The 24,265-nt window shown below is 69.8% G+C and carries 26 protein-coding genes and 1 tRNA gene; 15 read left to right on the forward strand and 12 right to left on the reverse strand.

Features of this window, described 5'->3' with window-relative positions:
* Window positions 1-13: 13 nt before the first annotated feature.
* On the reverse strand, window positions 14-235 hold the full coding sequence (locus tag ABZX22_RS33525) for a DUF6412 domain-containing protein (protein WP_354917034.1): 222 nt from the start codon (window positions 233-235) through the stop codon (window positions 14-16).
* Window positions 236-403 carry a hypothetical protein gene (locus ABZX22_RS33530; RefSeq protein WP_354917037.1) on the reverse strand — a complete coding sequence of 56 codons (168 nt, stop codon included), beginning with the start codon at window positions 401-403 and terminating at the stop codon, window positions 236-238. It abuts the gene before it with no gap.
* 59 nt (window positions 404-462) lie between these two features.
* Here ABZX22_RS33530 and ABZX22_RS33535 point away from each other — a divergent pair, with 59 nt between their 5' ends.
* The 3 genes from ABZX22_RS33535 (at window position 463) to ABZX22_RS33545 (ending at window position 4,444) form a co-directional block, all read left to right on the forward strand.
* The gene (locus tag ABZX22_RS33535) at window positions 463-1,152 is read left to right on the forward strand and encodes a response regulator transcription factor (protein ID WP_354917040.1); all 690 of its coding nucleotides are present in this window, start codon (window positions 463-465) and stop codon (window positions 1,150-1,152) included.
* Window positions 1,149-2,213 carry a HAMP domain-containing sensor histidine kinase gene (locus ABZX22_RS33540; RefSeq protein ID WP_354917043.1) on the forward strand — a complete coding sequence of 355 codons (1,065 nt, stop codon included), beginning with the start codon at window positions 1,149-1,151 and terminating at the stop codon, window positions 2,211-2,213. Before ABZX22_RS33535 ends, ABZX22_RS33540 begins: the two co-directional genes overlap by 4 nt.
* Window positions 2,214-2,449: 236 nt before the next feature.
* Window positions 2,450-4,444: a histidine kinase gene (locus ABZX22_RS33545; protein WP_354917046.1), complete on the forward strand. Its 1,995-nt coding sequence runs from the start codon at window positions 2,450-2,452 to the stop codon at window positions 4,442-4,444.
* Here the strand turns inward: ABZX22_RS33545 and ABZX22_RS33550 are convergent.
* Window positions 4,422-5,030 (reverse strand): response regulator transcription factor, encoded by a 609-nt coding sequence (locus tag ABZX22_RS33550; RefSeq protein WP_354917050.1) that lies wholly within the window; start codon window positions 5,028-5,030, stop codon window positions 4,422-4,424. The two genes, ABZX22_RS33545 and ABZX22_RS33550, sit on opposite strands and share 23 nt — an antisense overlap.
* Window positions 5,031-5,127: 97 nt before the next feature.
* Here ABZX22_RS33550 and ABZX22_RS33555 point away from each other — a divergent pair, with 97 nt between their 5' ends.
* Both ABZX22_RS33555 and ABZX22_RS33560 read left to right on the forward strand, forming a co-directional pair.
* A complete protein-coding gene (locus ABZX22_RS33555; RefSeq protein WP_354917053.1) occupies window positions 5,128-5,859 on the forward strand; it encodes an ABC transporter ATP-binding protein in 732 nt (243 codons plus the stop codon).
* Complete coding sequence (locus ABZX22_RS33560) at window positions 5,859-8,057, forward strand: FtsX-like permease family protein (protein WP_354917111.1); 2,199 nt, start codon at window positions 5,859-5,861, stop codon at window positions 8,055-8,057. The genes ABZX22_RS33555 and ABZX22_RS33560 overlap by 1 nt, the downstream gene beginning before the upstream one ends.
* Window positions 8,058-8,151: 94 nt before the next feature.
* Here ABZX22_RS33560 and ABZX22_RS33565 read toward each other — a convergent pair whose 3' ends face one another.
* Complete coding sequence (locus ABZX22_RS33565; protein WP_354917055.1) at window positions 8,152-9,789, reverse strand: PHP domain-containing protein; 1,638 nt, start codon at window positions 9,787-9,789, stop codon at window positions 8,152-8,154.
* 346 nt (window positions 9,790-10,135) lie between these two features.
* On the opposite strand from ABZX22_RS33565, the gene ABZX22_RS33570 reads away from it, so the two are divergent.
* Complete coding sequence (locus ABZX22_RS33570; protein ID WP_354917058.1) at window positions 10,136-10,468, forward strand: hypothetical protein; 333 nt, start codon at window positions 10,136-10,138, stop codon at window positions 10,466-10,468.
* Window positions 10,469-10,483: 15 nt separating this feature from the next.
* On the opposite strand, the gene ABZX22_RS33575 is transcribed toward ABZX22_RS33570, so the two are convergent.
* Window positions 10,484-11,248 carry a hypothetical protein gene (locus tag ABZX22_RS33575; protein WP_354917061.1) on the reverse strand — a complete coding sequence of 255 codons (765 nt, stop codon included), beginning with the start codon at window positions 11,246-11,248 and terminating at the stop codon, window positions 10,484-10,486.
* 23 nt (window positions 11,249-11,271) lie between these two features.
* Window positions 11,272-11,949, reverse strand: a complete 678-nt coding sequence (gene merB / locus ABZX22_RS33580; protein ID WP_354917064.1) for an organomercurial lyase — start codon at window positions 11,947-11,949, stop codon at window positions 11,272-11,274.
* 109 nt (window positions 11,950-12,058) lie between these two features.
* Between merB and ABZX22_RS33585 the strand changes: the two genes are divergently transcribed.
* The gene (locus ABZX22_RS33585; protein ID WP_354917067.1) at window positions 12,059-12,547 is read left to right on the forward strand and encodes a GNAT family N-acetyltransferase; all 489 of its coding nucleotides are present in this window, start codon (window positions 12,059-12,061) and stop codon (window positions 12,545-12,547) included.
* Window positions 12,548-12,610: 63 nt separating this feature from the next.
* Here ABZX22_RS33585 and ABZX22_RS33590 read toward each other — a convergent pair whose 3' ends face one another.
* Window positions 12,611-13,021 carry a hypothetical protein gene (locus ABZX22_RS33590; RefSeq protein WP_354917070.1) on the reverse strand — a complete coding sequence of 137 codons (411 nt, stop codon included), beginning with the start codon at window positions 13,019-13,021 and terminating at the stop codon, window positions 12,611-12,613.
* Window positions 13,022-13,113: 92 nt separating this feature from the next.
* Here ABZX22_RS33590 and ABZX22_RS33595 point away from each other — a divergent pair, with 92 nt between their 5' ends.
* Window positions 13,114-13,506, forward strand: coding sequence for a MerR family transcriptional regulator (locus ABZX22_RS33595; protein ID WP_354917073.1), 393 nt, complete (start codon window positions 13,114-13,116; stop codon window positions 13,504-13,506).
* Window positions 13,507-14,028: 522 nt separating this feature from the next.
* A complete protein-coding gene (locus ABZX22_RS33600; protein WP_354917075.1) occupies window positions 14,029-14,526 on the forward strand; it encodes a hypothetical protein in 498 nt (165 codons plus the stop codon).
* A gap of 173 nt (window positions 14,527-14,699) precedes the next feature.
* Here the strand turns inward: ABZX22_RS33600 and ABZX22_RS33605 are convergent, their stop codons facing one another.
* The gene (locus ABZX22_RS33605) at window positions 14,700-14,834 is read right to left on the reverse strand and encodes a hypothetical protein (protein WP_354917078.1); all 135 of its coding nucleotides are present in this window, start codon (window positions 14,832-14,834) and stop codon (window positions 14,700-14,702) included.
* Between the two features lie 2,207 nt (window positions 14,835-17,041).
* Between ABZX22_RS33605 and ABZX22_RS33610 the strand changes: the two genes are divergently transcribed.
* The gene (locus tag ABZX22_RS33610; RefSeq protein WP_354917081.1) at window positions 17,042-17,617 is read left to right on the forward strand and encodes a DoxX family protein; all 576 of its coding nucleotides are present in this window, start codon (window positions 17,042-17,044) and stop codon (window positions 17,615-17,617) included.
* 717 nt (window positions 17,618-18,334) lie between these two features.
* Here ABZX22_RS33610 and ABZX22_RS33615 read toward each other — a convergent pair.
* Both ABZX22_RS33615 and ABZX22_RS33620 read right to left on the reverse strand, forming a co-directional pair.
* Window positions 18,335-18,423 (reverse strand) — tRNA-Ser (locus tag ABZX22_RS33615).
* Window positions 18,424-18,585: 162 nt separating this feature from the next.
* Complete coding sequence (locus tag ABZX22_RS33620; RefSeq protein ID WP_354917084.1) at window positions 18,586-19,149, reverse strand: YceI family protein; 564 nt, start codon at window positions 19,147-19,149, stop codon at window positions 18,586-18,588.
* A gap of 102 nt (window positions 19,150-19,251) precedes the next feature.
* On the opposite strand from ABZX22_RS33620, the gene ABZX22_RS33625 reads away from it, so the two are divergent.
* Window positions 19,252-19,746 carry a MarR family transcriptional regulator gene (locus ABZX22_RS33625; RefSeq protein ID WP_354917087.1) on the forward strand — a complete coding sequence of 165 codons (495 nt, stop codon included), beginning with the start codon at window positions 19,252-19,254 and terminating at the stop codon, window positions 19,744-19,746.
* Here the strand turns inward: ABZX22_RS33625 and ABZX22_RS33630 are convergent.
* A complete protein-coding gene (locus tag ABZX22_RS33630; protein WP_354917090.1) occupies window positions 19,679-20,209 on the reverse strand; it encodes a SigE family RNA polymerase sigma factor in 531 nt (176 codons plus the stop codon). The two genes, ABZX22_RS33625 and ABZX22_RS33630, sit on opposite strands and share 68 nt — an antisense overlap.
* 179 nt (window positions 20,210-20,388) lie before the next feature.
* Between ABZX22_RS33630 and ABZX22_RS33635 the strand changes: the two genes are divergently transcribed.
* Both ABZX22_RS33635 and ABZX22_RS33640 read left to right on the forward strand, forming a co-directional pair.
* Entirely contained in the window at window positions 20,389-21,330 is a 942-nt protein-coding gene (locus ABZX22_RS33635) for a hypothetical protein (RefSeq protein ID WP_354917093.1), read from the forward strand.
* Window positions 21,331-21,335: 5 nt separating this feature from the next.
* Window positions 21,336-22,115: a MauE/DoxX family redox-associated membrane protein gene (locus ABZX22_RS33640; protein ID WP_354917096.1), complete on the forward strand. Its 780-nt coding sequence runs from the start codon at window positions 21,336-21,338 to the stop codon at window positions 22,113-22,115.
* 78 nt (window positions 22,116-22,193) lie between these two features.
* Here ABZX22_RS33640 and ABZX22_RS33645 read toward each other — a convergent pair whose 3' ends face one another.
* Window positions 22,194-23,375 (reverse strand): ATP-binding protein, encoded by a 1,182-nt coding sequence (locus ABZX22_RS33645; protein WP_354917099.1) that lies wholly within the window; start codon window positions 23,373-23,375, stop codon window positions 22,194-22,196.
* A gap of 211 nt (window positions 23,376-23,586) precedes the next feature.
* Here ABZX22_RS33645 and ABZX22_RS33650 point away from each other — a divergent pair, with 211 nt between their 5' ends.
* Both ABZX22_RS33650 and ABZX22_RS33655 read left to right on the forward strand, forming a co-directional pair.
* Window positions 23,587-24,057, forward strand: a complete 471-nt coding sequence (locus ABZX22_RS33650; RefSeq protein WP_354917102.1) for a SigE family RNA polymerase sigma factor — start codon at window positions 23,587-23,589, stop codon at window positions 24,055-24,057.
* On the forward strand, window positions 24,057-24,265 hold a 209-nt coding region (locus tag ABZX22_RS33655), incomplete at its 3' end, for a hypothetical protein (protein WP_354917105.1). The genes ABZX22_RS33650 and ABZX22_RS33655, both read left to right, overlap by 1 nt.

Below are 24,265 nucleotides of genomic sequence, written 5' to 3' on the forward strand. Positions count from 1 at the left end.
AAAGGTTTTTCGTTCACGAGAAGTGCGGTGACGGAGCCCTCGGCCGCGGTCTGCCCGCCGCGTCAGGGTCGCGCTGGCGAAGGAACGCCGTCCTCCTGGCGTAGGTCAGCGGGAAGCTCGGCGTGCCGCCCCGCTGGGCCAGGAGCACGCCGACGGCCCAGGCCGCCAGCAGGAGGAGGAGCAGGCCGGCGATCAGCATGAGACCGGCCGGGTCCGCCAGCGCGAGGCTGAACACCTAGCGGGCCGTCCTGCCCACCAGGGCGACGGCGACGAAGACCACGAGCGCGATCACGCCGATGATCAGCGCGAGCTTCACCAGGCCCACGAGCATGGGCAGGATGAAGGCGACGAGCACCCACAGCGCCAGCGCGACGCCGACGACGAGCATGACCAATCGACCCATACGCATACCGTACGCCCGGGACCATGCTTTCGCGCGGGAATTAGCCGTACCGTGACGGTGTGAGCACTCGCATCCTCGTGGTCGACGACGACCCGACCGTCGCCGAGGTCGTGGCCCGCTATCTCGAGCGCGACGGCCACCGGGTCGAGTGCGTCGGCGACGGCGCGGAGGCCCTGCGGCGCGCGCTCGCCGAACCGCCCGACCTCATGGTGCTCGACCTGATGCTGCCCAAGGTCGACGGCCTGCACGTGTGCAGGAAGCTGCGGGAGCGCTGGCCGGTTCCGGTGATCATGCTGACCGCGCTCGGCGAGGAGATCGACCGCGTGGTGGGCCTGGAGACCGGCGCCGACGACTACGTGACCAAGCCGTTCAGCCCGCGCGAGCTGGCGCTGCGGGTGCGGTCGGTGCTGCGCAGGGCCCAGGGCGCCGCCGTCACCGGCGGTACGGGGGTGCTGCGCGACGGCGACCTGGTCGTGGACGTGGGCGCGCACGAGGTACGGCTCGGCGGCGAGCCGGTCATGCTGACCTCGCGGGAGTTCGAGCTGCTGGCCTACCTGATGCGCAACCCGCGCCAGGCCTTCAGCAGGGCCGCGCTGCTCGACCAGGTGTGGGGGTGGTCGTTCGGCGACTCGTCGACGGTGACCGTCCATGTGCGGCGGCTGCGGGAGAAGGTCGAGCCCGACCCGACCGCTCCGCGAAGGATCGTCACCGTGTGGGGCGTCGGCTACAGATACGAGCCATTGTCATGACTTTTCTGGAAATCGTGGCTGTGACGGCCGGGCTCGGGATGGTCGTGGCGGGTGCCGGTCTCGCCCTGATGCGGTGCCTGCGCACCCGGTCCATCGGCGTCATGCTGGCCGTCGTCGCGGTGGTCGCGGTCGTGGCCACGCTCGCCGGCGTCACCGCCATCACGCTCAAGATGATCATCGACGGCTCGGCCAGGGACCTGGTGCTGTCCGTGGTGGCCGTCGGCGGCCTCGTCGGACTCGGCGTGGCCTTCGCCCTGGCACGGCAGGTGGTGGGGGCGAGCCGGCGCCTCGCCGCCGCGGTGCGGGAGCCGTCCTTCGTCGTGCCCGCGGGCCTGCCGGCCGAGCTGCGGGACATCGCCCAGGCCCTGGAGGAGTCCTACGCCAGGGAGCGCGCCCTGGAAGGGGCGCGCAGGGAACTGGTGGCGTGGGTCAGCCACGACCTCCGCACGCCGCTGGCGGGCATGCGAGCCATGGCCGAGGCGCTGGAGGACGGCGTCGGCGACCCCCACCGGTACCCGACCCAGATCAGGGTGGAGGTCGAACGGCTCTCCTCGATGGTCGACGACCTGTTCGAGCTGTCGCGCATCCACGCGGGCGCGCTCCGGCTGCACCGGACCAGGATCGGGCTCGGCGACCTGGTGGCGGACACGGTCGCCGGGGTCGAGGCGCTCGCCGTGCGCAAGGGCGTGAAGGTGCGGACGGAGTGCGGGATCGTGCCCGTGAGCGCCGACGCGGCGGCGCTGGGAAGGGCGCTGCGCAACCTCGTCGAGAACGCGATCAGGCACACGCCCGCCGGAGGCGAGGTGGTGGTCGGCGCCGCGGTGGAGGAAGGGGCGGCGACGCTCACCGTCGCCGACGCGTGCGGAGGGATCCCCGAGGAGGATCTGGAGCGGGTGTTCGAGGTGGCGTTCATGGGCGAGAAGGCGCGCACCCCGACGCGGGAGGGCGGCGCGGGGCTCGGCCTGGCGATCACCCAGGGCATCGTGGCCGCGCACGACGGCCACGTGACCGTGGCGAACGAGGGGCCGGGCTGCCGCTTCGACATCCGGCTGCCGCTGTAGGCCGTGCGCAGGGCTCGGGAACGCCCCCGTGCGGTTTCCGAGGTCAGCTCGCGGCGGCAAGGTCGCGGAGGGTGTGCAGCTGGCGGCGCATCATCGCCAGGTCACCCCAGACGCTCGCCCCCCACACCCTCGGAACTCTCATGTTTTAGAGACTAACCTCTAAAAAGGTCGCCGGTGTGGGTTTCGGGGTGTTCGTCGAGAATGTTGCCTTTCGCCGGAGTTTTGGAAGGGGTGTCATGGCGCGGGTCACGGCTGTCGCGGTCTTCGCCGCCTTCGCCGCGGTCTACGTGGCGGCGACGCCGTACGGCGTGCTGGCCGCGTTACCCGCCTTCCTGCTGCAACTGCCGCGCCGCCGTACCTGGTGGCTGGTGGGGGCGCAGGCGGTGGCGTGCTTCGCGGGTGTGCTCGCGCTGGGCCTGTCGGTGGGGCTGCTCGGGTTCCTGGGCGGCTCCCTGCTGCTGACCCGGCTACGGCTGCTGGCCCCGCTGGTCGTCGTGATCGCCGCCTGGGTCGGCACGCTGGACGCGACCATCAGCGCGGCGCTCATCTCGCTGGTGATCTTCGCGCTGACCCGCCTGACCGAGCGGGTCGGCGAGATGCAGGCCGCCCGGCTCGCGCTGGCCGCCGCGGCGGTGGCCGAGGAGCGGCTGCGGATCGCCGCCGAGCTGAACACCGGGCTCGGCGCCGGGCTGGCCGCGATCGCCGACGGCTGCCGCCGGGCGCTGGCGGCCCCGCAGAACGCGGGCGAACTGCTCGGCGAGGTGGTCACGACCGCCCGCACGGCCCTGGCGGACGCGCGCTCGGCGGCGGCCGGCTACCGCGCCACCTCGCTGACGCCCGAGCTCACCACGGCCAAGGCGATGCTCTCGACCGCCGGCATCCGGTTCGAGGTGCGCGCCGCCCACCCGGAACCGCTGGGCCCCGCGGGGGCGCTGCTGGCCGCGGTCCTGCGCGAGGCGGTGACCGAGGTGATCGAGACCGGGTCGGAGTGCCTGATCGAGACGATGGCCGACGGCCAGACGGTACGCCTGCGCGTCACCGGCGACGGGGCCCGCACCGCCGACGACCGTTTCCTGGGCGAGCTGCCGTCCGGCTTCGCCGACGCGGGCGGCTCGCTCACCACCGGCCTGACGCCCCAGGGCCGGCTGGTCGTGGAGGCCGTGCTCCCGCTGCCCGCCGCCCGGCCGGACACCACCGCCGGACGGCACGCCCACCGGTTCGCGGTCGCGCTCCTGGCCACCGTCCTGACCGGGTTCAGCGTCAAGGCCCTGCTGCAGCTCCCGGCGGCCCAGCTGCCCGCGGCCGCCGTCCTCCTCGGCGTGATCGGGTACCTGCAGGTGCGCTCCACCCGCGGCCGTCACATGGTGGCGCTGGCCGTCATGGCCGTGCTCGCCTTCGCGCCGATCGCGTTCTTCGGCATGGTCTGGCTGGGCGTCGCGGGGTTCCTCGCCGGGCCGCTGCTGCTGGCCTTCCGCTGGTCGCTCGCCTGGCCCCTGGTCGCTCTCGTCATCGGGGCCGTCGCGGCCATCGGCGTACGGCTCGGCCTGCCGGTGCCGGTGACGGTCAACTACGCGGTCAGCACGCTGGTCACCGGACTGGTCGTGTACGGCCTGCTCCGCCTGGCCCAGGTGGTCAGGGAGCTGGAGGAGGCCAAGGCGGACCTGGCCCGCTCCGCGGTGGTGGAGGAGCGCCTGCGCGCCGCCCGCGACCTGCACGACCTGCTCGGCCACAGTCTGGCCGCCATCCTGCTCACCTGCGAGCTGGCCCGGCGCCTGGCCGACCCCGCCGCGCAGCTGCGGCAGATCCTGGAGATGACGGAACAGGCCGAGGCGGACCTGCGGGCGGTCTCCGGTGAGCACCGCGTCCTCTCCCTCGCCCAGGAGGCGGGCTCGGCCCGGTCGGTGCTCAAGGCGGCAGGCATCGAGGTGCACGTGGAGCTGGGGCACGACGAGCTGACCGCGGAGGCCGACACCGCGCTGAGCGCCGTCCTGCGGGAGGCGGTGACCAACGTCCTGCGGCACAGCGCGGCCCGCCAGGTCGAGATCGTGACCTCGGCGTCAGGCGACGAGGTGCTGCTCAGCGTGCGCAACGACGGGGCGCAGCGTTCCAGGACGCGGCGCGGGTCGTCGGGCATCGGCAACCTGACCACCCGGCTGGCCATGCTCTCCGGCGCCCTGACCACCTCGGTACAGGACGGCTGGTTCGAGCTCAGATCCAGCCTGCCTCGCTAGCGACGCGCACCGCGTCCGTCCGGTTGCGGGCGTTCAGCTTGGCGACGATCGTGGTGAGGTAGTTGCGCACCGTTCCCGCGCTCAGGAACAGCCGGGAGGCGATCTCCGTGGCCTGGGCGCCCCCGGCGAGCAGCCTGAGCACCTCCACCTCTCGCTCGGTGAGCGGGTTGTCGGCCAGGTCCCAGGCGGTCACGGCGAGCGAGGGGTCGAGCACCCGCTCCCCTGAGGCCACCTTGCGGATGGCCGCCACCAGTTCCTCGGGCGGCGCGGTCTTCAGCAGGAACCCGTCCACCTGGGCGGCCAGCGCCCGGCGCAGGTGGCCGGGCTTGCCGTACGCGGTCAGCATCAGGGCGCGGCACCCGGGCAGTTCGGCGCGCAGCTTCGCGGCGGCGGCCAGGCCGTCCAGGGTGCCCGGCATGTCGATGTCGAGGACCGCCACGTCGGGCCGGTGGACCCGGGCGGAGTCCAGGGCGGCGTCGCCGGACGCGACGGCGTCGACGATCTCCAGGTCGTCCTCCAGCGCGAGGAGGGTCGCCAGCGCGCTGCGGATGACGTGCTGATCTTCCGCGAGAAGCACTCGAATCACGAGAAATGTCTACCAGTGTCCGGATCATGATGTCGTCATGTCGAGGTCGTGACGGCGTCTCTGGTTGGCGAAGGCGCAGCTCAGCAGAGTGGAAGCCATGACGGACGTGGTGAGACTCGAGAACGTGAGCAAGGTCTACGGCAGGGGCCAGAGCGCGGTCGCCGCCCTGCGCGAGGTGACGGTGTCCATCCCGCGGGGCAGTTTCACCGCCGTGATGGGCCCCTCCGGCTCGGGCAAGAGCACCTTCCTGCACTGCGCGGCCGGGCTGGACGTGCCCAGCTCGGGTTCGGTACGGCTCGGCGGCACCGAGCTGTCGGGCATGGGGGAGAAGGAGCTGACGGAGCTGCGCAGGCAGCGGGTCGGTTTCGTGTTCCAGATGTTCAACCTGGTCTCCTCGCTGAACGTGATGGAGAACGTCACGCTGCCGCTGCGCCTGGCCGGGGTGAAGGAGGACCGCGCCTGGGTGGCCGAGATCCTGAAGCGTGTCGGGCTGGAGGGCCGCGCCAAGCACCGGCCCAGCGAGCTGTCCGGCGGCCAGCAGCAGCGGGTGGCGATCGCCCGCGCGCTGGCGACCCGGCCGGAGGTGGTCTTCGGCGACGAGCCGACCGGCGCGCTGGACACCATGACCGCCCGTGACGTGCTCCGCCTGCTGCGCGAAGTGGTCTCCACGATGGGCCAGACCGTCGTGATGGTCACCCACGACCCGGTGGCGGCCTCGTACGCCGACATCGTGCTCTTCCTCGCCGACGGCCGGATCGTCGACACCATGGCGGCGCCGACCGCCGACAAGGTCGCCGCCCGCATGACGCACCTGGGGGCGTGGGTCTGATGATGTCCTTCGCGCTGAAGTCGCTGCGGCACCGCAAGGCCGCCTTCGCCGGGGCGTTCCTGGCCCTGTTCTGCGCCGCCGCGCTGGTCTGCGCCTGCGGCATGCTGCTGGAGACCGGGCTGCGCGGGAAGGTGGCCACCGAGAGGTGGGCGGGCACCCCGCTGGTCGTCGCCGGTGACCAGTTCGTCCGCGAGACCGTCGACAAGGGCGACGGCGAGACCAAGGAGAAGGCCAAGCCGCTGGCCGACCGGCGGTGGATCCCCGCCGCCCTGGTGGCGCGGCTGGAGCGGGTCCCGGGCGTGGACAAGGTGATCGCCGAGGTGACCTTCCCGTTCCGCGGGGCCGTCGGGCACGGCTGGGAGTCTGCCGCGCTGACCCCGTTCACGATCGCGCGGGGCCAGGCGCCCTCGGGGCCGAAGGAGATCGTCGTCGACGCCCGGTCCGCGCTGGCGCCGGGCGAGCGGCTCGGCGCCTACACCGTCGTCGGCGTGACCGCGCAGGCGCTGCCCAGCCAGGACACCGTCTTCTTCGACACCGCCGAGGCGCGGCGGCTGGCCGGTCACGAGGGCAAGGTCAGCGCCATCGGGGTCTTCCCCGCCGTACGGCTGCCCGCCATGAAGGACGCGCTGGCCTACACCGGCGACGAGCGCGGGCCGGTCGAGTTCCTCAACGCCGAGCAGGCCCGGGTCAAGCTGGTCTCCCTGGGCGGCGCGCTGGGCGGCACCTCGCTGCTGGTGGCGATCCTCGTCGTGGTGGGCACCTTCGCCCTGTCGATCCAGCAACGCCAGCGCGAACTGGCCCTGCTGCGGGCGGTCGCGGCCACGCCCAAGCAGGTGCGCACGCTCATCGGCGGCGAGGCACTGATGGTCAGCGCGGTGGCCGGGGCGCTGGGCGCGCTGGCCGGCGTGGGGCTGGGGTTCTGGCTGCGTGCCCAGTTCGTCCGGCTCGGCGCGATGCCTGACAACCTCCACCTGGTCGTCAGCCCGTTCCCGATCGCCGCCGCCCTCCTGGCCACCGTCGCCGCGGCATGGGCGGCGGCGCGGCTGTCGGCCCGCCGTACCGCGCGGATCCGCCCGGTCGAGGCGCTCGGCGAGGCCGCCCGGCCCACCGCGCGCCTGCCGTGGATCCGCATCGCGCTCGGCCTGGTCATGCTGGCCGGCGCGGTGACGCTGACCGCGGTCCTGTCCGGCCTCAGCGTCGAGGCCGCCTCCAGCCCGGTGACCATGCTGACCGCGCTGACCTGGGTGTTCGCGCTCAGCGTCCTCGGCCCGCTGGTGGCCCGTGCCGCCGTCGCCGTCCTGGACGTCCCGCTGCGGCTGGGCCGCACGAGCGGCTACCTGGCCGCCAGGAGCCTGCGCGCCAACACCCGGCGGCTGGCCTCCGTGGTCGTGCCGATGGCCCTGATGATCGCGATGACCTGCACCATCCTGTTCGTCCAGACCACGATGCAGAACGCCGCCCAGGCGCAGGCCGAAGCGGGAACCAAAGCCCCGACCGAGATCCTGCGCACGTCGGTCCGCGTCGGGCTGGAGAAGTACAGCGCGCAGGCCGCCCAGCGGCCCACCCTGGACCTGGGCGTGGTCGCGGGCGGCCTGGACCCGGCCAAGCTGGCCGTGAGCGCCACCGCCGCCGAGCGGCTGCGGGTGCGGCCCGGCGACGAGGTGACGATGACGCTGGGCGACGGCACACCCGTCACGCTGACCGTGAGCGCCGTCTACAGCCGCGGCCTGGCCTTCGGCGACCTGCACCTGCCGTACCCCCTGCTCAAGCAGCACGTCGAGCAGCAGATCGGTGCCCAGCCGGCCAACGCCGAGGTGAACTACGTGGCGATGGGCCTGATCATCGCGTTCACCATGATCGCGATGGTGAACACCCTGGCCATGTCCACCTCCGAACGCTCCCGCGAACTGGCCCTGCTGCGCCTGGTCGGCACGACCCGACGGCAGGTGCTGCGGATGCTCAAGATCGAGACGCTGGCCGCGGTACTGATCGCGGCGGTCGCCGGAACCGCGATCGCGCTGATCACCCTGTCGGCCTTCAGCCTGGGCATGACCGGCTCGGCGGTGCCGTCCATCGCACCAGTGACCTACGCCTGCGTGATCGCGGCGGCGGCCGTCCTGGCCCTGGCGGCCACGGTCGTCCCCGCCAGGCTCGTGCTCCGCCGGCGCCCGTCGGACGCGGTGGCCTCCCGCGAGTAGCGGCGACGTCCTGGCTCACTTCCCGGCCTGGTGCTCGGGCCAGCGTCACCCGGGGCATCGGCGTCGGCGAACCAGGCGGGCACCGGTCGAGCGGTCACAGCACGTCCACGAAGACCGGGTTGGCGTAGAACCACAGGTCGTTCCAGGGGTTCTCGTTGGGACCCGTGTCGGCGGCCGGCTCAAGGCCCCCGGCCGCGCTGCGCTTGCCGTCGGTGCCGCGCAGCCGGAAGTAGAACGGCTCACGGACGTCGCGGAACCTGTAGTGGAACTCGGCGACCCGGCCTCTGCCGCGCGGCGTGAACGACTCGACGATCCGCACGTCCGGGGCGGTGAAGGTGTCAGGGTCCGCGGCGGAACCCGTGACGGCTCCCCGGATCAGGTCCAGTCTGGCCAGACGGGGCACGTCGTCATTGGCGTTGGGGCGACCCGCCAGGTCGACGGAGATGGTGACGGTGACGTCGTCGCCGCGGCGCACCGACAACCGGCCGCCGAGGGTGACCGGGGCGTTGCCTGGGGCGTGCGCGTCGACGTGCAGGCCGTCGATCAGCCCGCCCATCGACACCCAGACACGACCGGCCTTGAGTGCCTCCATGACCGCGCCGTGGCTGCGCGAGGCCGCGCCGACGACGGTCCTGCTGAACTGGCCTGGCCAGAAGTCGGCGTGCCTGATCGGGACGCCTCCGTCGATCGGGTCCGGGTACTTCCCGTGCTGGTCGTACCAGTCGCCGGGCCGCTCGGGCTCGACGGTCGTGTCGTTGTTGTAGAAGTGGCCGTCGGAGTTGGCGGTGATCCACCAGCCCTTGCCCTCGGCGAGCATCGAGTCCCACATGCCGCCCAGGATGCCGGTCATCGAGTCGAAGCCGCCATAGGTGGGATAGTGCTCGGGCCGCCAGCCGGTCCACGAGTTCGCGTCCGCCGTGTTGTTGAAGTCGCCGCGGGCCCTGGGCTCGTTCTGGGCGCCGGGCGCGCCCTCCATGCCGACCGCGACGTTCGGGGCCGCGTCGCGGAAGGCCCGCAGGTCGCGCGGCGAGAACCGGCCACGCCGCATCACGTGGTTGATCAGGAACAGGGCGGAGTCGGCCGAGCCGGTCCGCAGGGCGGTCTCGAGCCAGCCGAGCGCCTCCAGGGCCTTGGCCTCGTTGGCCGGGGTGCTCGCGCCGGTGCCGTTGATCCTGGAGTCGAAGAGCCGCTCGAACGCGCGCAGCAGCTGGATCTCGTTGCGGGCTCCGTCGAAGAACACCGTGGCGTGCTCCCCTCCGGGGACGTTCCACTCCAGCCCCTGCCACAGCAGCAGCTCCGGATGCCTGGCGCGGGAGGCGACGATGTCGGCGTAGGTGGACTCGACCGCGAACTTCTCGTGCGCGGCGTGCCCGTGGTCGGTGATGACCAGCCAGTCCACGCGGCCGTGCTTGATGGCGCCCGCGGCCTGCTGCTCGATGGTGTACATGCCGTCGTAGCTGTACTGCGTGTGCACGTGGTGGTCGCCGGCGAGCCACTGGTAGTAGCGCGAGCCCCCGGTGGAGGCGGCGGCGGGGCGCGCGGCGGCGAGCCCGCCCAGGGCGGTCACCCCCAGGGTGGCGGCGCCGAGCAGGCCGCTGTTCAGCAGGAAGCGGCGTCGGCTGAGGTCGCCGGGCGACAGCTCGTTCTCCGGCACCGACAGGTCCGCGAACGCGGCCGTGCCTTCGGGAACGTCGTGGGCATGCTCATGGGAGTGAGCGGCATTGCGGCACATGGGGGACACCTTCCTGGGGTGCTTCGTTCGGACATGCTGAAAGCGCCGTTCTCGATGTGGCCCATGAGGCGGCGGAGGAGGTGGGGGGCCTCAGGGCAGGTGATCGACACGTCGTACCAGCCGTGCGCATCCTGGCAGCGGATCGTGACGGTTTCAGGCCGGTCCGGGTGAACGGCGGGTGGGTCGCCGGCGATGCGTACGTGAACGATGGTTCTTGATAGGGGCTGTGAGCGCCTGCGAGCGCGCCGTCAGGCCGGTGTCAGCGGCGGCGGCCATGGTTCGTGGTGCGGGCCAGCTCACCGGAGACCTCGGGGCCGGGCGAGAAAGAACGATCTGGAGGATCCCGATGGCCTTCGTCGGCACCGGACCGCAGGCCGTTCTCCTCATCACCACGGCGGACTTCTTCCTGCTGCTGTGCGCGGGGATCTTCAACCCGATCTTCGCCGCCTGCCGCATGGACGTCACTCCGGAGCGCCTCATGATCCGCGTCGGGACCGCCTGGTCGGTAGGGGCCAGGACGGTTCAACCGCTTGCCATCGCCGTGGGCGGCGTTGTCGCGACCCTGTGGACCAGCCGCTCGTCGCTCCTGGTCGCCGGGGTGCTCTGCGCCGGCAGCGCCGTACTCCTGCCGTGGCGGGGCAAGCTTCCCCCCTCTGCGGGAAGCGGCGACGCTCCCTGACACGGCGGTTCTACGTCATGGCGTGGGCCGTCGGGCCGCCGTTCGGACGAACCAGACGACGGAGAACCCGATGGCCATGGCGGCCGCGGCCCACACGACGAGCGGGGTCGCGATCAGGTCGCTCTCCCGGGGCGGGAGCACGACCATCTGGACGGCCGCGCCGACCGGCACGGTCAGCTTCGCGAGAAGACCGGCGAGGCCGGGGCGCCGGATGCTCGCGCCCACCGCGCCCAGCGGCGTTCCGAAGAGCACGCTCGCCACCCACCACCGGACCGTCTCCGGCCAGTACCACGACAGCGGTTCGTCACGGAGGACGGAGTCGAGGCAGTAGTAGGCCGCCGTGGCCGCGATCAGGGTCAGCACCCCGGCGACCGCCCCACGAGCCATCGCACGACCGCCCGCCGTCCCTGCCCCACGGGTCGCCGCGGGGCCGCTCGCCGTATCCGTTCCACGGGTCGCCGCGGGGTCGCCTGCTGTATCCGTTCCATGGGTCGCCGCGGGACCGCCTGCCGTACGTGCCGTGGCTGTTCCACGGGCCGCCGCGCGGACGCCTGCCGTACGTGCCGTGGCCGACCAGCCTGCGGCGACCGCCAGCCCGGCCCAGGCCCAGCCGGAGTCGAGGAGCAGACTGGCGACCTCCGCGGCAGCCGCCCACCCCGTGCCCGCGATCCGGCTCCCGATCGCCGCGTAAGAGGAGGAGACGGCGTTGAGGAGGGAGACCGCCGCACCGAATCCCGACCCGAGCACGAGCGCGCCCGCCACGATGCCCCCGATCTTCACAAATCGAGGATATGCGCACTGCGCTAGGCCGGAAGCCTCCAGAAGTCGCCGTCGAAGCCGTGCTCGGAGAGGAGACGCTGGGACGCGGCGATCGGGCGTGGGCGGTAGCCCGGGTCGAGGCGGTCGCCGTACCAGGGCTGGGCGAGCGCCCAGAGGGCGCGGACCGGGACGGCCTGGCCGATCGGTCGCCGGGTACGGCCCGCCCAGTCCGCCAGGTGGTCGGGTGAGCAGAAGGTACGGATATGGGTGCAGGTGTCCACGACATCGTCCCACCACTGGCGGGCCGGTCGCGGGATGTGCGCCACCCAGTCCTCGCCAGGCGGCCGGCCCGGGCCCACCTCGTAGCGCAGGGCCGTAGCGCAGCCGGGACACCGGGTGTCGATGACGACGTCGAGCTTGAGCGCGGCGCTGATGCCGAAGGAGTCCCAGGTGCAGCCGCCCCACCAGAGCCGGTCGTCGTACGGCTCGGCCGGGGCGACCACGAACCCCATCGGGGCGGCCGAGAACGGATGGGCCATCCGGACGGCGTCGCCGTACGGCCCCAGCACGATCATGTGGCCGTCGTGCAGCCGTCGCAGGCTCGCCCGGACCTGGTCGTCGCCGATGCCGGCGTGCGCGGCGAGCTCGGCCGGAGAGGGGGCGCGCCCGGTGTCGGCCAGGGTGGTGTAGATCAGCCGCCGGACTGTCCAGTCATCGGTCATCACGCGCTCCTTGAGCTTGTCGTGCGGTCGGGCCCGCCATGGCGCCGGCCTGAGCGCGGCGCCCGAAATCCGGTCGCCACCCGGAGCCGGCGTCGGCACACTGGGCCCGGTGACCAACGTACGCGTGCAGGTGGCCGGCCATGGACGGCACATCGACGAGGCGGCCACCATCTGGGCCGAAACGACGGCCGCCCGCGACGGCGACGACGAGGTCGCGCCGCTGAGCCTCGCCCGGCCCGTCATCCAGGCGGTGGTCGACAGCTCGCCCAGGTCGCTGCTGTTCGTCGCGCTCGGTGCCGACGACCGGATCGTGGGGTTCGCCGCGGTCGAGCCCGTGCCGGCGGACGAGTCGACCGCCGAGGTCCGCTACCTCGGCGTGCACCCCGGCAGCTGGGGTCAGGGCGTCGGCCGGCGTCTGATGTCGGCGCTTCCCGACCGCCTTCCCGCCGCCGGATTCGCCCAGGCCGAGCTGGCCGTGTACGTGGACAATCGTCGGGCCGTCAAGCTCTACGAGGGGCTCGGCTGGCTCCCGTACGGCGAGGCCACCCCGCACCCGCGCAGCGGCCGGCTCGAACAGCGGTACCGGCTCGCCCTCTGACCGCTGCCCCCGGGTGCCCCCATCACCAGGACCGGCCGACGACGGGGGAGTGTCGGAGCGCGGTCAGCGGATCTCGGCGCCGTACACGTGGTCGACCGTCATGGTCATGAGCACCCGGCGGTCGGACACCATCACCGACCGGTACTCGTCCCAGTCCGGGTGTTCCCCGGCGGCGCGGCGGTAGTAGCCGACCAGCGCCTCGACCTCGGGACCGTGGGGGTCGGTGTCCGGCCCGGTGAGTGTCGCGACGCCCTCGGCGGTGGCCCACGCCCGGCCGTCCGGGCTGGTGACCTCGAGCGTGGCCCGGCACCCAGGTACGTCGTCCCTGCGCCGAGGCTCCTCAGGGCCGGCTCGTGCAGGTCGAAGGCCGGCCGCGACCCGCTGTAGAGGATGACGGCGTCCGCCGTGCCGATGGCCGCGGGAACGGTCATGATCGCGCCGTCGAGGTAGTCGCCGCCCTGCCGTACCGCCCACTCGGCGGTCTCCCAGTTGGCGGTGATGGCAGAATCCTCAACGTTCATGCCGATATGAAGGTCAAGGGGGCGTGTGGGGTGTTGATCGGGGAGTTGAGCCGGCGGACCGGAGTCCACGCGCATCAGCTGCGTTACTACGAGGCCCAGGGCTTGCTCAAGCCCGGACGCGGCACCAGCGGCTACCGCGAGTACGCCGACGACGCCGTCCTGACCGTGACCCAGATCAGGAGGCTGCTCGAAGCCGGACTGTCGACGCAGGAGATCGGGTACATGCTGCCCTGCGCCACCGGCGCGGGCCCCGACCTCGAGCCCTGCCCCGAACTCCTGGACACCCTGCGGGCACGCCTGCACGGACTGGACGAGCACATCGACACGCTCGCCCGCTCCCGCCAGACCCTCCACGACTACATCGACGCCACCGAACGCCGCGTGTCACCGCGCCATCGGCGATGCGACACCACGCTGCCGGACCAGACCCCAGCCTGATCGCACCCCGGCGGACACATGCACGGTCGTCCCCCGTGCCCCCCCACGATGGGGCCGATGACCCGAACCGATCTTGAGGTGCTCATTCTGTATCCGGCCTATGGGATCGGCGAGGGAGACCTCGTACGTTGAGCCCTCGATCCCCTCCTGGGATGACGAGAACATCCTCATCGGCGTCAGCCGAGACCGGGCGCTCATTCCCCCTGGGGACAACGGCAACCCAGACACCAGAAAGGCGAACGGGTGAGGGCCTTCTATCTGTGGAGGACCGGGGAGGTGAACCCCGGACGGTGTCGCCACCGAACCGCATGAGCAGCTCTGATCTTGCCGATGCCCATCGCTTCAAGACCATCGGGCGTGGTCGGTTCAACCAGAACGGAATGGGGAGGCACTGGATTGCAACGACAACCGCAACGGGGTAAACGTCACTACGAGCGGCGTGATCTCGGTGATGTTCGCCGTTCCGGCGGGGTGCGTAGTCGCCCTTGATCTGGTAGTCGCATCCGAGACACGATGTCGGCCATGTCAATCGCATCGCAAGAGGAGCTTCCTCGCGTGCCCTCAAGCACAACAGGCGACCGGAAGCCGCAACTGGGTCGTAAAGTAGCCTTAGTGATTGCGCCGCTTACTCTGCTGTTCGTGGTCGCCATGGCGCCGACCTGGGTCCATGACTACTATTTGGCGCGCATCATGGATCGTGTTTTAAGCTATCCGCTGCCATCAGGTGCAGAGCTCGGCTTCGGTGAACCACAGGGAGAGATCTCTGGCGAGTCGAATATGTGCGTTTACTATATTAGGTTCGACGTGCATACGGATGGATCGGCCAGGGATGTGCTGAAGTATTATCAAAAGGCGAAAACCGCTGACCTTGTTGGAAGCTATGCCTGGTTCGATGTTAACGTCTGGGTGCCATTCGATGACCCGGAAGAGGACGCGGGCTCCTATGCCACGCAGGCCGTCATCGTCGATCTGCTGGTCATGTCGAGCACTCGAAGCGCCTGGGATCTCCGCTGCAGGTAGGCCCTGAATTCTGCATCTCGATAAAGATTGATCAAGATGAGGCGGGACTTCTCGAGCGACGGCCGGTGTGGGGTTACCGGAGTGCCGCACCTGTCAATGAAATACGGACTATCCGGAGTAGTGCGCTGTCGCTCGTCGCGTCCATCCTTGACCTCGAGGTCTGGGCAGGTGCTCTATTTCGACCGGCGCAGCATCACAACCGTGAGCCAGATGACGGTTGGTAGAAGGAAGGCTACCCATACGGTGATCTCGCCGAAGAGAAGTTCGGGGCCGCTGGGAAGGTGGATGTAGGCATCATTTTCGTCCATGACGACGACCCTATTAGGGTGATGGACCTTGGCCGGCCTGTGCCTAGAACTGCTCATCCCTCTGACTCACGAGTCCATATGAGTATGGGTCTGTGTCCGAGGGCGTGTTGAACCGTTCGCTACCTCGTTGAGTGTGGAGAACCGTGGATTGACCTGCGCTAACCGGCCTGCTCGCTCCTGAACTCGTTGACCTGGAGTCTCTGATGTGACCCGAGAGGACTGACGAATCGCATTCTGATGCTCTTACGCTGCTCGACATGAACAACGGTGGAAGGTCACTTCAAGTAGCGGACGTCACTGCGGCGCTGGACACGGTGCTCACCACTGTGCGAGCTGCAGGTGCTGACATCACTTACCGCCTGGGGGGCACGAGCGCAGCTCTTCTCCAGGGCGTTCGCCTTCCTGTCGGGGACATCGACCTCCTGGCGGCGCGGCGAGAGGATGTGGACACGTTCGCTGCCGCGCTCGCCTCGTTCCCCTGCCTTCATGCTGCCGCGTGGCTTCCAGCGTCCTCGCAGTACTTCGCCAGGTACGAGGTGCACGGGGTCAAGGTGGAGATGAGTACCGTCGAGAGGCAGCTTGACTCTGACGCGATGGAATGCGTTGGACGCGGCCCGTGGCAGCACCACGTGTGGATCGCATGTGGCTCGCATCAGGTTCCTGCGGTTCGTTTGGAGCTACGGCTGGCAACGGAACTCTTACGGGACAGGCCCGACCGTTACGAACCCCTCCTCGACCATATGAGCGCGCAGGGGTGCGATTCTGACCTGTTACATCGGGCCATGCGGGACCAGAGTCTGTCAGCGGAACGGCAGCGCCTGGTCTTGGATCGCCTCGGCCGCTCTGCGCCTGCTCCCTGATCATCTTCCGCGAAACCTTCGATGCCCGCCTGAACTTTTGGGCCGGCTCGAAGCGCATCGCGATCTCCAGGAGGCAGAGAGGGGGAGCGCTGGGTCGTCTGCGCGGCTCGGCATGGCAGTCCCATCGAGCGCCCGGATGACTGGAAGACACCCCTGTCGCAACCCTGTGGATGAAGGGCGCGAGGCCGGATGGACCCGGCCCTCTGGGGATGCCTGCAACCCGGACACCAGAAAGACCCTCCCCGTCGAAACGGGGAGGGCCTCTTCACCACGGAGGAGTCCTGGCCCACCCGCGTCGACATGCGCGTGCTCGATGCTCGACTCGTGGAGACGGCAGCGAGCCGTTGACCACGTCGTCGTAGAGCTCGGCCCGCAGGATCGGAATGTCGTCCTCGTGCCGGGCCCTGAGCCCGACCTTGTTACCTTTTAGCACACGCAAGCTTCCTATATGACCGGGCTGTCCGGCGGCAAACCAAGCCCATCCCGACTGGTGCTCTCGACCGAACCGCTGACCCGTGAGGCGCGCCGCATGCTCGCCGCGGCCAGGACCAAGCGAAACGCGGCTCGCGGGTCCGTGGCCCGCGCCTGGGCATCCGGCAGGGGCGGCGCTCGGTCTCCGCTGGCAATACGTCGACTTCGAGACGGGTGAGAACCGGGCGTGGTTGAAGCGCCGGTGCGACGATCCACATGCCTGTGGACAGAATTGGCGCCGCTGGCCCTGAGAAGCGGTGCCTTATCCACAGCCACCGCTCGACCTGCAAGCCGGAGTGCGATGAGCCACCACCGCCGAGCGGTACACCCACGTCGCCACCCTGCGGATGAAGGACGCGAGCGGCCGCATGGACTCGGCCCCCTGGGGATAGCTGCCACCCGGACACCAGGAAGGCCCTCCCCGTCGAAACGGGGAGGGCCTCTTTACCGCGGAGGATCGGGGATTGAATGCCGGATGGTGTTGCCACCAAACCGCATGAGCAGCTCGGATCCTGGCCGTTCAGAGTAGTTCGACCTGGACCGACGGGTGCGGGCGGTCTATCCGGAACGGCATGGGCGGCGCTGGATCGCAACGAGAACTGCACCTGGGGAGCGGACACGAGCCTCCCGGACACCTGATCTTGGACGCTCGATACCCGCACGGCCGTCCCATCCCGCAGTCGCGGTACAACTCTTGTTTCCGCAGCTAGACCGCGCCTCGCGTGTCCCACCCTGTCCCACGGACGGTGCGCGCGACCGCGCTGCGGTGGTCGGATGAGTCCTGTCACCACGTACCGATCACCACGTGCTGGCGAAGGAACAAACAAAGCCGGCGAGCTTCGCGGCCAACTCGATCAGAAAAGGTAGTGACAGGACATGAACCAGCACGTCAGCGAGAACCTCCTCGGCGTTAAGGACATCGAGCAGCAGTCCAAGGGACGCGGAACGAGGTTCACGCTCAACGGTGCACTTTGGTCACTTCAAGCGTTGTGGGGCTTCTTCTTTGCTGGCAGTGGTTTCGGCAAGGTGCTGTTGTACGACGAAGCTCTGTATGCGGCAGCACCCCAGGCCGTAGCTTGGTACGCTGCGGTACCGCAGTCCCTTATCGTCTTCATCGGGGTCCTTGAGGTACTTGGCGGCGTCGGCCTGATCCTGCCGGCGATGACGGGAGTCAAGCCGAAGTTGGCGCCGCTCGCTGCCGTTGGCCTGACGCTGACGATGATCCTCGCGGCTGGTTTTCACATCATGCGCGGCGAATACGAATTGGTGCCTGCGAATCTCTTGCTGGGAGGCGTCGCGGCGTTCATCGCGGTCGGACGATGGAAGCTGAGGCCCATCGCGCCCGCGATCATCACCACCTCACGCGTACTCCAGTCGTTCGCGGTCCTGGTCGCACTGGCCCTGCTGGTATTCGCTCCGACGTGGTACACGATGACTAATGTCCAATTTTGATCACCTGCGCTGGTAGGTCGAGGGCGCTGGGCGCGGATCGCCACACTGTACGGCCGGCGCCTCGGCCCTGCCCCGTGCGTCCTCGGCCCGCCGCTCCGGGCGGGATCGGAAGATCGCCGATGCCCTTGAGGACAAAAGCGGTGCCTGGTCCACAGCCACCGCTCGACCTGCAAGCCTGACTGCCAGAAGCCCGGACACGCCTGCTACAAGCGCCCGTGCCAGAAGGACTGCACCGGTCACGAGGACAAGTGCCCAAGCGGACGGGTGGCGGGATCGTCTTCCTGGAAGGGCAAGGCCAAGCTCACCCTCCAGTGCCCGCCCGAACTCCTGGGCCAACTCAAAGCGCATCGCGATCTCCAGGAGGCGGAGAAAAAGCGGGCAGGGGAGCACTGGGAAGACCATGACCTCGTCTTCGTGACTCGGCATGGCAGCCCCATCGAGCGCACGGAGGACTGGAAGACATGGCTTCGGCAGGCGGGCGTGCGAGATGCCCGAGTCCACGACGCCCGCCACACCGCCGCCACGCTGCTGATCGAGGATCCGGGTGGTTCAGGAAGTCCTCGGCCACACGCGGGTCACCACCACCGAGCGGTACACACGTGGCCACCCTGTGGATGAAGGACGCGAGCGGCCGCGTGGACTCGGCCCCCTGGGGATAACTGCCACCCGGACACCAGGAAGGCCCTCCCCGTCGAAACGGGGAGGGCCTCTTTACCGCGGAGGATCGGGGATTTGAACCCCGGATGGTGTTGCCACCAAACCGCATTAGCAGTGCGGCGCCATAGACCTGACTAGGCGAATCCTCCCGACAGCCACCTGGCTCAGGACAGAGTACCGGCCTTCTGGCGGTGCGGCAAAGTGATTGCCCCGAGGGTCGTCACCAAGGTTATCCACCGCCTGTGGGTAACGTGCTCGATCCTGTGGATGACAGGCTCACCCAGGTCGCAATGGCCTGTGGACAAGGGGGGTCAGGCGGCGGGGTTCGCCTCGCCCTCCACCTCGATCTTGATCTTCTTGCCCACCAGCACGCCACCGGTCTCCAGCGCGGCGTTCCAGGTCAGGCCGAACGCCTCGCGGTCGATCTCGGTGGCGATGGAGAAGCCCCAGACCTGCTGGCCCCACGGGTTGGTGCCGACGCCGCCGTACTCGACGGTGAGCTCGACCTCGCGGGTGACGCCGCGGATGGTGAGGTCGCCCAGCACGGTGAACTCGTCGCCCTTGTGGTTGACGACGCGGGTGCTCTTGAAGGTGAGCTCCGGGTGCGTCTCGGCGTCCAGGAAGTCGCCGCTGCGCAGGTGGTTGTCGCGGTCGGCGGCGTTGGTGCTGATGCTGGAGGCGTCGATGGTGAGCTCGGCCGACGACTCGAGCGGGTTGTCGGCGATCGTGATGGAGCCGTTGAACTTCTCGAACGTGCCGCGGACCTTGCTGACCATCATGTGCTTGGCGACGAACCCGATGGTGGTGTGGTTTACGTCGATGGCGTAGGTGCCGGCGGCGGGGATGGAGAGGCCTTCCCAGGTACGCGTGCTCATGGCTGTCGTTCTCCCTCGTAGAGATCCTTGCGCTGCGGACGTTTGCTTCAACAGATGTCTACATGAGGAATATTCCGCGCGTCAACTATCGTCGTCTACGATATGAACGTGATCCCCTTTGACGATCCCCGGCTGACCGCGTTCGGCCTGCTGGCGGAGGTGCACGCGGGCCTGGTGGCGAGGATGACCCCTGCGCTCACCGCGGCCGGGCTGTCGGACGTCGACTTCGGAACGCTGATCAGGCTGGCCCGCTCGCCGCAGCAGAGCCTGCGGATGGGCGATCTCGCCGCGCAGACCGGGCTGTCCACGAGCGGCGTGACACGCGTGGTCGACCGGCTGGAGCGTGACGGCCTCGTGGTGCGCCAGGCGTGCGCCACCGACCGCCGCGCCTCCTACGCGGCCCTGACCGAGAAAGGCGAGCAGAGGCTTCAGGAGATCCTGCCCCAGCACCTCGCCGACATCGAGGAGTCGTTCACCGGGGTACTCGACGAGGAGCGGCTCGACCAGTTCCTGGCCACCCTGCGCATCATCAGGGACGTCGTGCATCCCTGCGCGACCGCGGGGGCGGTTGAGCCGGGACAGATAGTTCGCCCCTGAGCTTGGCCACGGCCCGCGAGACGGTGCTCTTGACCGTGCCGACGCTGATGCCGAGCGTTCTGGCGATCTCCGGTTCGGTCATGTCCTCGTAGTAGCGCAGCACGACCGCGGCGCGCATGCGGTCGGGCAGCGCTCTCACCGCCTCCTCGAGCGACTCCTCCCATTCGCAGGGGGCCTCGAACGCCACGGGGATGTCAGGAAGGTCCTCGGCGGGAAACTCGTCCAGTTTGCGCCTGCGCCACTGCGAAATGTTGATATTGACCATCGCCCGGCGGACATATCCATCCAACGCGGCGTGATCTTTGATGCGATCCCAGGCCAGATAGGTCTTGGTGAGTGCGGTCTGCAGCAGGTCCTCGGCGTCGCAGGGATGGCCGGTCAGCTGGCGGGCGGCGCGCAGGAGAGCCGGCCCGCGAGACCTGACGTACTCGCGGAACTCCTCTTCCAGCTCGGCAATCTGCATCGTGGTCAGAATCGCAGCCTGAGCCCCTATTGCGGCTGAACCAGAATCCAGGATTCGCCTAGCCAACAGCAAAGGGCAGTCAAGGTCTGCTACACACCGGTTGTCCATGCGTTCCACCGAGGATGCGTATTTTGCTCTCATCTGCAGGGAAGGGCCGGGAGTTATGTGACGCTAGGGGAGTGAACAGCACGGAACGCCGCCGGATCCTCGCGGCGGCGGCGCTCGGCCGCGACACACGGCATCCGGGGCCCGACCCGGAAGGCGGTGAGCCCCTCCGCGCGGTCAGCGGGCAGATCATCGACGTCAGCCCGCATCTGATCATCGTCGACACCGAGCAGGGCGTGGAGGAGCGGCTGGTCATCGCGCCGTGGGCGACGGCGTGGCACGGCGTCGACGTGGCGCCGGCCGATCTCCCGCTCGGTGCCGCCGTTATCATCCGGGCGCTGCGTGACGGGAAGGTCGCCGAACGGATCTGGGCCGACATCACCCGCATGACCGGCGCGATCCTGTCCGTCGAAGGCCGCCGGGACCTCCACGTGGAGCTCGACTGCGGCCCCCACCGGGGGCGCCGCGGCGTGGTGATCCCCTACCGGGCCACCGGGCGTATCCGTGTCCGCTATCCCCAGCTCGAGCCGGGCTACCTCTTCGACGCCATCGGCGTCCGTGACCAGGGGGTGGGCCAAGCGCTGCTGCCCGCGACGTCGCAGCCCGGCCATCCCGCGCGTGCCGTACCGACCCCTCCCCCCGCGTACGGCGGAGCGCAGCAACGCATCAACGGAACCGCCACCTGGTCCGACGCCTTCGACTGCGACGAACGCGGAACGGCCTATCCCATGGTGGAGCGTTCTGACGCGGCGTGTCCCGACGCGGAGGTGTCGTGCGTCGGCCTGCCGTACCTGGCAATTGGTTCGTTACTGCATATCCGTAATGTCTGCACGGAAAGGGCGGCGAACGTGCCGATCGTGGCGTGCGGCTGCATGGCCGGACGGTTCTGCGACCGGTGCGTCGAGTGTGGCACCTCGCCGAGAGGGCGCCTCGCCGAGCTGTCGCCGTCGTCGTTCGTGGAACTGGGTGGGGAACTGACCAAGGGGTGCTTCAACGCCCGGGTCGGATGGGGATGACACGCATGCTCGAATCGCAACTGCCGGTCCTGATCGTGCTGCTGGTGCTCGGCACGGTCGCCAAGCTGGCCACCGTGCACACCGACGCCGAACCCGGCGCGCTGACCAGGCTCGGGCCCGCCGTGCTCGTGCCGGGACCGCTGCGCAAGCCGGCGCTGGTCTGCTGCGCCGTCGGCGAGCTGGTGCTGGCCGCCGGGCTGCTCGTCACGACCTATCCGCTGTTCCGCTGGGGGACCGTCGCCTTCTTCGCGCTGTCGACCTACGTGCTGCTCGAACTGCGCAGGCGCCGGCCCGACGCGGGCTGTGGCTGCTTCGGCGAGGTCAGCTCGGCACCGGTCGGGGTGCGCTCGATCAGCCGCACGGTCGTGCTGACCGGGATGGCCCTCATGTCGGTCTGGGCGCCGGTGCCGGGCATGTCGGGCATCTCGTGGTGGACGCTGGCCGGCGTGGCCGTGCTGGCCGTCCTGTCGCCCGAGCTCGACGAGGCCGTCGCCCGGATCCGCCACCGGGCGCCGTGCGAGCAGCGCCCCGCCCTCGAGAGCGCGGGCCTGGCCAAGCTGAAGGCGAGCGCGACCTGGCGATCGCATGCCGATGGGCTCCTCTCCGCCGAGCCGTACGACAGCTGGCGCGAGCTGTGCTGGCGGTTCTTCGTCTTCCGCGACCGGGGCGGGGACGACGTGGTGTTCGCCGTCTACCTCACGGGACGGCACCCCGTTGTGCGCATGGCGGTGGTCGGCAGGGACGACACGGACTCCATGCCGGAATATACGGCCGTATCGGCCTGACGCTAGAGAGCGCTATACAAAGCGATATGCGCCTCTCTAGCCGTGCCTAGCTTCCCCTCTAGACACGGCTAGAGAGAGTCAGATGGGCTGAGCGCGCAGGAACCTCCCGAAGTGTGGCACCGTGAACGCGATCAGGCCGCGCTCGGCGGAGAAGATGAGCCCCTTCTTGATGAGGCTGTCGCGGGCGGGCGACAGGCTCGACGGCTTGCGGCCGAGCGCGTCGGCCACGTCGGAGGTCGCCACCGGTTCGTCGCCGATGGCGGCCATGGCGTGCATGTAGTCGCGCTCGGCTGGGGTGGCCCGCTCGTAACGGCTGCCGAAGAAACCGACCGCCAGCTCCTCCTCCGCCTCGGGCGCGGACACCTTGACGTCGTCGAGCGTGATGGGTGTACGCGGCGCGTAGTCCCACGCGACCTTGCCGTACGCCTGCACGAAGTAGGGGTAGCCGTCGGCCGCCTCGTAGAGCGCGTCGAGCGCGTCCTGGGTGAACTCCACGCCCTCCTCCCTGGCCGGGACGAGGAGCGCCATGTCGGCCGCGTCGCGGTCGAGCTTGTCGAGGCGCGCGTAGCGGAACAACCGCTCCGAGTAGCTCTTGCTGGCCGACAGGACGCTCGGCAGGTGGGGCAGGCCGGCGCCGACGACGATCAGCGGCCCACCCGTCTGGGACAGCTCGTGGCAGGCCGCGCAGAGCGCGGAGATGTCGCCGGCCTGCACGTCCTGCATCTCGTCGATGAACAGCGCCACGCCCACCCCGAGGTCGGTGGCCACGCCCGCCGCGTCGACGAACAGCTCGGTCAGGTCGATCTCCAGGTCACCGGAGTCGGCCCGGCCCCTGCTGGCCGGCACGTCGATGCCCGGCGACCAGTGCGAGGTGCCCTTGGCCGCGGAGGGGTCGCGCATCGCGAAGGCCTTGAGCACGCCGAGGAACTCCTCGATGCGCTCGGGCGCGCGATGCCTCGGCGCCAGCTCGCGCACCGCCATGTGGAGCGCGGCGGCGACCGGACGGCGGATCGACTGGTCGGGCCTGGCCTCGATCTTGCCGGTGCCCCACAGCCGCTGCATGGCCATGGACTTGAACGTGTTGAGCAGCACCGTCTTGCCGACGCCGCGCAGACCGGTGACGACCATGCTGCGCTCGGGACGGCCACGGGCCACCCGCTCCAGCACGACCTCGAACTGCTGCAGCTCACGATCACGCCCGGCGAGCTCGGGCGGGCGCTGTCCGGCGCCGGGGGCGTAGGGATTGCGCACAGGGTCCACGCTCTCGGACTTTATAGCCGGGTATAGCGGCCGACTTAGAGTTGGGAAGAAACACCTACGGCGTGTCTGGACGAGCATGGCACCCCCTCCCACCTGGCCGAACCTCTGTTCGAGTGCTTGCCCAGAACTGTAGCGCGCGGTCGAACACGTGCGCGAGTGATTCGAGTAAAGATCTTTGCAACAGCTCGAGCGCCCTGTGCGTCCCGGATACGTGGAGTTCGACGAATTCGTCCGCGCCAGGGGGCAGGCCCTGCTGCGGTACGGCTACGTGCTCACCGGCAACGCCGAGGACGCGGCCGACCTGGTGCAGGAAGCCCTGCTCAAGCTCGGCGACACCTGGACGCGCGTGCGCAGCAAGGACAACCCCGAGGGGTACGTGCGCACGATCATGGCGCGCCAGCACATCAGCTGGTGGCGCAGGCGCCGCAGAGAGCACCTCACGGACGACCTTCCTGAGGGCTCCTACCACGACAGCCACTCCTTCGGTGAGCTGTGGAACGAGGTGCGCGCGCTGCCCCGCAGGCAGCGCGTCGTGATCGTGCTGCGCTACTACGAGGACCTGTCCGACCAGGAGATCGCCGACATCCTCGGCGTCTCACGGGGCACCGTGCGCAGCCAGGCCGCACGCGCGCTGGAGAAACTCCGCGTCCGCCCTGGCGTGCTCGAAAAGGGGAAAGCGTGATGAGGACTGAGGAGGACCTGGTCCGTGCGTTGCGGCAGGCGGCCGAGCACGCGCCGCAGCACGACCTGCCGGCCGCGATCTCGGTACGGCGGCGCCGCCGTACCAGGCAGAGGTGGATGGGCGCGGCGCTGGCCGTCGCGGCCGTGATCGGCGTCGCGGGGGCCGGGACCCTGATCGCCAGAGGCGTCTTCACCAGCGGGGGCGAAGG

Origin of the sequence: Nonomuraea sp. NPDC003804 (assembly GCF_040610675.1) — a bacterium.
Classification (GTDB): Bacteria; Actinomycetota; Actinomycetes; order Streptosporangiales; family Streptosporangiaceae; genus Nonomuraea.